This window comes from Streptomyces sp. NPDC018610 (assembly GCF_044391765.1).
Classification (GTDB): Bacteria; Actinomycetota; Actinomycetes; order Streptomycetales; family Streptomycetaceae; genus Streptomyces.
The window spans coordinates 1,034,671-1,040,670 of record NZ_JBISAL010000001.1 but is presented as its reverse complement, the minus strand read 5'-3'; the positions used below and the strand labels follow the sequence as shown (position 1 = coordinate 1,040,670).

At 72.5% G+C, this 6,000-nt stretch carries 5 protein-coding genes; 2 read left to right on the top strand and 3 right to left on the bottom strand.

What is annotated here, in order from left to right:
- Positions 1–123: 123 nt before the first annotated feature.
- Positions 124–1,362 carry a helix-turn-helix domain-containing protein gene (locus ACH5A8_RS04530; RefSeq protein WP_398997836.1) on the bottom strand — a complete coding sequence of 413 codons (1,239 nt, stop codon included), beginning with the start codon at positions 1,360–1,362 and terminating at the stop codon, positions 124–126.
- A 378-nt stretch (positions 1,363–1,740) separates the two neighbouring features.
- Positions 1,741–2,013 carry a hypothetical protein gene (locus ACH5A8_RS04525; RefSeq protein WP_398997834.1) on the bottom strand — a complete coding sequence of 91 codons (273 nt, stop codon included), beginning with the start codon at positions 2,011–2,013 and terminating at the stop codon, positions 1,741–1,743.
- A 675-nt stretch (positions 2,014–2,688) separates the two neighbouring features.
- On the opposite strand from ACH5A8_RS04525, the gene ACH5A8_RS04520 reads away from it, so the two are divergent.
- Together ACH5A8_RS04520 and ACH5A8_RS04515 are read left to right on the top strand one after the other, a co-directional pair.
- Entirely contained in the window at positions 2,689–3,216 is a 528-nt protein-coding gene (locus ACH5A8_RS04520) for a universal stress protein (protein ID WP_398997832.1), read from the top strand.
- A gap of 201 nt (positions 3,217–3,417) precedes the next feature.
- Positions 3,418–3,984, top strand: coding sequence for a GPR1/FUN34/YaaH family transporter (locus ACH5A8_RS04515; RefSeq protein WP_398997830.1), 567 nt, complete (start codon positions 3,418–3,420; stop codon positions 3,982–3,984).
- A gap of 158 nt (positions 3,985–4,142) precedes the next feature.
- On the opposite strand, the gene glmS is transcribed toward ACH5A8_RS04515, so the two are convergent.
- Positions 4,143–5,960, bottom strand: a complete 1,818-nt coding sequence (gene glmS / locus ACH5A8_RS04510) for a glutamine--fructose-6-phosphate transaminase (isomerizing) (protein ID WP_398997828.1) — start codon at positions 5,958–5,960, stop codon at positions 4,143–4,145.
- Between the last annotated feature and the right edge of the window lie 40 nt (positions 5,961–6,000).

Genomic DNA, 6,000 nt, shown 5'->3' with positions numbered 1-6,000 from the left:
GCACACACACACACTTTTTTTTTTGTGTGGACACACCTCGGGGGGGGCGCCCGGGGGGGGGGGGGGGGGGGCGGCGCGGGGGGGGGGGGGGGGGGCCCCCCCCCCCCCCCCCCCGCCGGTCGCTCAGCCGCCGGACCGCTGCCCGGGCAGGCTCGCCGACAGCGCCGCCGGGGCGCGCCGGGCCTGGTGCGGCATCGGGCCGTCGGGGTGCAGCGGGTGCACGGGACCCGCGGGCTGCGGGACGCCCACCGGGCCGCCCGCCGGTCCGGTCATGAGACCCGGGCCACTCGGCCCGGGCAGGCCCGGACCCACCGGCTCGTCGGTGTCGACCGGCCGCTCGCCCTGCGGCCTGCGCGCCCGGTACGCCGCCCGGTAGGCGGCCGGGGACGACCCCAGCTGCCGCCGGAAGTGACCGCGCAGCGCCACGGGGGAGCGGAAGCCGCAACGGCCCGCGACCTCGTCCACCGAGTAGTCCGACGTCTCCAGCAGCCGCTGCGCCTGGAGCACCCGCTGGGTGATCAGCCACTGCAGCGGCGCGCTCCCGGTGAGCGAGCGGAAGCGGCGGTCGAACGTGCGCCGGCTCATGTACGCGCGGGCCGCCAGCGTCTCCACGTCGAACTGCTCGTGGAGGTGCTCCAGCGCCCAGGCGACGACCTCGGCGAGCGGGTCGGCGCCGATCTCCTCGGGTAAAGACCTGTCGAGGTAGCGCTCCTGGCCGCCGCTGCGGCGCGGTGGGACCACCAGGCGGCGGGCCAGCGCACCGGCCGCCTCGTTGCCGTGGTCCGAGCGCACGATGTGCAGGCACAGGTCGATCCCGGCCGCCGTGCCTGCCGACGTCAGCACGTCGCCGTCGTCGACGAACAGCTCCCGCGGATCGACGTGCACCGACGGGTAGCGCTTGGCCAGCGTCGGCGCGTACATCCAGTGGGTGGTCGCCGGGCGGCCGTCCAGCAGGCCCGCCGCGGCCAGGACGAACGCCCCGGTGCACAGGCCCACGATGCGGGCGCCCTCCTCATGGGCCCGGCGCAGCGCGTCGAGCGCCTCCGCGGGTGGTGGAGAGGTGATCGAGCGCCAGGCCGGCACGACGACCGTGCCCGCCCGCGAGATCGCCTCCAGTCCGTGTGGCGCGGTGAGTTCCAGGCCCCCTGTGGTCCGCAGTGGGCCGTCCTCGCCGGCCGCCACCAGCAGGCGGTAGCGCGGTACTCCGGCGTCCTGGCGGTCGATCCCGAACACCGAAAGCGGTATGGAACTCTCGAAGATGGGACCGCCGCTGAACAGCAGCACCGCGACGATCTCCTTGCGGCGTCGCCCGGACAGTTTCCGGGCCGCCGCGTCCGGCGCGGCAGTGGAGTCGTGGCTCATCCTGCTAAGCCCCCCTCGGTGGTCGCGGCTCCTCGGTTGTGTCGCTCCTGCACGTTTCCCCTTGGTCCTGCACGAGTCCCCCGCCATAAGACAGTCAAGATCGAATCTACTGGTTCCCGCCGTGCACCGGTGGCCAGTTCACCACCCGGCACATTGTCGACATGGCAACTTGGCGTGAAGCATTCGATCACGAAGCGTCGCACTAGCGCGGCGCGCAGGGAAGTGCGCCTCGTCGCGGTGGCCAATCCACGTAGGGTGCGCAGGGTCCCCGAGACCCTTTCCGTGCAGGTCGAACGGGGGTTGGGGGGTGCTTCGGCCAGGGGAGGGGCGAGTTCGAGAAGTTGGCTGAAAAGCTACGGGCCGGGGTGCGGAAACCGGTCAGTCGACCGGTGTCGTTCCACCGGGGTGCCGACCGCCCCGGTGGGTGCCCGTGCCGGTCCGCTGGTGACGGCCGCGGTGCGCGACGCGCTCCTCGGCGCGCAGCCGGGCCGCCCCGCGCTCCGACTGGCGCAGCAGCACCCGGCAGGCCCCGGCGACGGCCGCCAGCCCCAGCGCGGTGCCGGTGGCGCGAGCCGGCGAGGAGCCGTACCAGAGCAGGACCACGGGCACGAGGACGCAGCTGAAGGCGGCCCAGCGCACCACGTCGCCCACACCGTCCTCCACGGACCTGCCCGGGGTGTGCCCCGGCCCGCGTCCCGGCGCCTGCCCCGGATCTTGGCAGGCGTCGTGTCCCGCTCCTGCCCCGGATCCCGGCGCGGACGCCTCCGGCGCGCGAGTGCTCGCCGGGCCCCGCCCGGCGGCGGCGCGGCGCCCGGCGGCGGTACGGGGTCCGGACACGGCATGCTCCCTGGGTGCTCCCTGCGGCGGCTCGCCGGGTTCAACGCCGGTTCGACCGGTCGGTCACTGTACGCAGCCGACAGGCACCTGTACGGCCGCCCCGCGCGGGGCTCTGCGGGAGCCTTTCACAGGCGTCCGCCCGGCCGCGCCCGGGCGCCGCGGGGGCCGTGCGCCGGCCCGCCGGGGCCCGTACGGGTCCCCCACGTGCGTCTCCCGCGCCCCGGGGGCCCCTCCGATACCGGCGGCGCGGAGCGGAGGCCGGTGAATCCCGCGCAAACCGCCTGTACGGGGCAGCAACCATTGCGTTACGGGCGCGCGTCGTGCATGCTCCGGTGAACCGCGCCGAACCGCCACGGAGAGTGCGCGGGATCTGGGCTAGAAAGGCTTGGCGCCGTACCCTTGGGGGTATGGGGACGGGAAGACGATTCCCGGACACAGCTTCGCCGCAGACTGTCGTCCCCGACTAAGGATCACATCGCCGAGACAGCCATGGCCGGTCACGAATTCTTCGAACCCGCGGACCGCAAGCGGCCGGTCGCCGACCCCACGGCGGCCGATCCCCTGGCGGCGCAGGAGCCACGCCACCCCTGCGATCCGGCGTTCAAGCACGGCGTCGTCGTCGGATTCGACGGATCCGATTCCAGTGAGCGCGCCCTCGCCTACGCGATCGGGATGGCGCACCGCACCCGCTCCGGTCTGATCATCGTGCATGTGGCCAACCGGCTGCCCACCACGGTGTGGGCCGGCTGCGAGCCACCGGTCTTCGTCGACGTGCCCGACCACCGCACGGAAGTCCTCGGCCTCGAACTCGCCTGCGCCGACTACCTCGCCGAGGTCCCCTGGATCCTGGTGGAGCGCGGCGGCGACATCTGCCACGAACTCGAGGAGGTCGGCAAGGAGTACGCGGCGGACGCGATCGTCGTCGGCTCCACCCACGGCATCGTGGGGCGCATCTTCGGCTCGGTGGCAGGCCGGCTCGCCAAGCGCGCCCAGCGTCCGGTCGTCGTCATCCCCTAGGGCGTGTTTCGGAAGCGGGGACTTCCGAAACACGCCCTGGGGCCCGAGGCCCACTCCCTCCCGCCCCTCCGGTCACCCCAACTCCCTTGTGCGACCGTGCATTTCACGACACGAAGCTACTCGTGCGTAGAGGTGTTCGTGCCTTTGTGAAGGGCATATACCGGTCACCGCACAACTGCACAGGCATGAAGGGAGCCCGCCGTGGCCAACGACGTCTCTGCGGGAAGCACCACCACCACGATCCTCGGCCGACTCGCCCTCGGAATCACCCTGTTGGCCTTCGGGCTCGGGTACACCGGGGTCATCGACGGTGTCACCGCGGGCGACGCGGTGACACTCGCTCACTACGTGGGCGGCATCGCGCTCTTCCTCGCCGGCCTGCTGGCCCTGCACGACGGCGAGACCGTGACCGGAACGGGTTTCGCCGCGCTCGGCGCCCTGTGGTTCACCTGGGCCGTCTCGGCCGGCGACCGGATATCCGACAACGGCGCGGGACTCTTCCTGCTCCTGTTCGCCCTCGTGGCGCTGACGCTGACCCTCGCGGGCGGCGACCTGCTCGCGCAGGGCACGCACGGGTTGTTCTTCGTGGCCCTGGTCCTGCTCGCCCTCGCGCGCTTCGGCGACCACGGCGCCCTGGCGAAGGCGGGCGGCTGGTTCGCGGTGGCGGCCGGGGCGGTGGCCTGGTACGCGGCGACCGCGGCCCTCGCGCACTGGCCGACGGCCCTTCCGCGACGCGCTGCCCGCCGGGGTGTGACGGCCACCGGCTGAGGCAGCCGCCGGGCCGGGGACCGGGCGGCCCCGGCCTTCCGTGAAAGGAACGACCCCCTGTGCTGGGTGGCACACAGGGGGTCGTTCACACGTCGGCGTTCACGTCACCGGCGGGTTTCGGGGCCTGTCCGGCGGACCGGCCCCGTCGCCACCGTGCCCTATTCCACCGTGACGGACTTGGCGAGGTTGCGGGGCTTGTCGATGTCCCGGCCCAGCGCCAGTGCCGTGTGGTAGGAGAGCAGCTGCAGCGGGATGCCCATGAGGATCGGGTCCAGCTCGTCCTCGTTCTTCGGCACGACGATCGTCTGGTCGGCCTTCTCCTGCTCCTGGTGGGCGACGGCGAGGATCTTGCCGCTGCGGGCCTTGATCTCCTCCAGGGCCGCGCGGTTCTTCTCCAGCAGGTCGTCGTCCGGCACGATCGCCACCGTCGGCAGCGCGGGCTCGATCAGGGCCAGCGGGCCGTGCTTGAGCTCGGAGGCGGGGTAGGCCTCGGCGTGGATGTAGGAGACCTCCTTGAGCTTCAGGGAGGCCTCGCGGGCCACCGGGTAGCCGCGCACCCGGCCGATGAAAAGCATCGAGCGGGCGTCCGCGTAGCCCTCGGCCAGCCGCTTGATCTCCTCCTCCTGCTTCATGATCTCGGTGATCTGCTCGGGCAGGCGGCGCAGGCCCTCGATGATCCGCTTGCCGTCGCGCACCGACAGGTCGCGGATGCGGCCGAGGTGCAGGGCGAGCAGCGCGAAGGCGACGCAGGTGTTGGTGAAGCACTTGGTGGACACCACGCACACCTCGGGGCCGGCGTGCACGTAGACGCCGCCGTCCGCCTCGCGGGCGATCGCGGAGCCGACCACGTTGACCACGCCGAGGACCCGCGCCCCCTTGCGCTTGAGCTCCTGCACGGCCGCCAGCACGTCGTAGGTCTCACCGGACTGGGAGACCGCGATGTAGAGGGTGTCGGGGTCCACGACCGCGTTGCGGTACCGGAATTCGGAGGCCGGCTCGGCGTCGGCGGGGATCCGGGCCAGCTCCTCGATCATCTGGGCGCCGATCATGCCCGCGTGGTACGAGGTGCCGCAGCCGAGGATCTTCACTCGGCGCACCGCGCGCGCGGCGCGGGCGTCGAGGTTGATGCCGCCCAGGTGCACCGTGGCGAACCGGTCGTCGATCCGGCCGCGCAGAACCCGGTCCACGGCCTCGGCCTGCTCGTGGATCTCCTTGTGCATGTACGTGTCGTGGCCGCCCATGTCGTACGACTCGGCCTCCCACTCCACGGTGGTCGGCTCGGCGGTCGTGCGGGTGCCCTCGGTGGTGTACGTGCGGAAGTCGTCGGCCTTGAGGGTGGCCATCTCGCCGTCGTCGAGCGTGACTATCTGCCGGGTGTGGGCGACCAGCGCGGCGACGTCGGAGGCGACGAACATCTCCTTCTCGCCGATGCCGAGGACGACCGGCGAGCCGTTGCGGGCCACGACGATGCGGTCGGGGAAGTCGGCATGCATGACGGCGATGCCGTAGGTGCCCTCGACCATGCGGACCGCCGCGCGGACCTTCTCCTCCAGCGTCGCGGCCTCGGAGCGGGCGACCAGGTGGACGAGGACCTCGGTGTCGGTCTCGGAGAGGAACTCGACGCCGTCCGCCTCCAGTTTGCGGCGCAGGTCGGCGGCGTTGTCGATGATGCCGTTGTGCACGACGGCGACCTGGTTGTCGGCCGACATGTGCGGGTGGGCGTTCACGTCGGAGGGGGCGCCGTGCGTGGCCCAGCGGGTGTGGGCGATGCCGGTCGTGCCCTTGAAGCGCGCCGGGACCTTGGCCTCCAGGTCGCGGACCCGGCCCTTGGCCTTGACCATCTTCAGGGCGGGGGCCTTCGGCGAGGAGACGACGATGCCCGCCGAGTCGTAGCCGCGGTACTCCAGGCGCTGCAGGCCTTCCAGGAGCAGCGGCGCGACGTCACGCTTGCCGATGTATCCGACGATTCCGCACATATGCAGGTTTTCCTCTGGTAGGCGGTACGGGGGAGGGCGG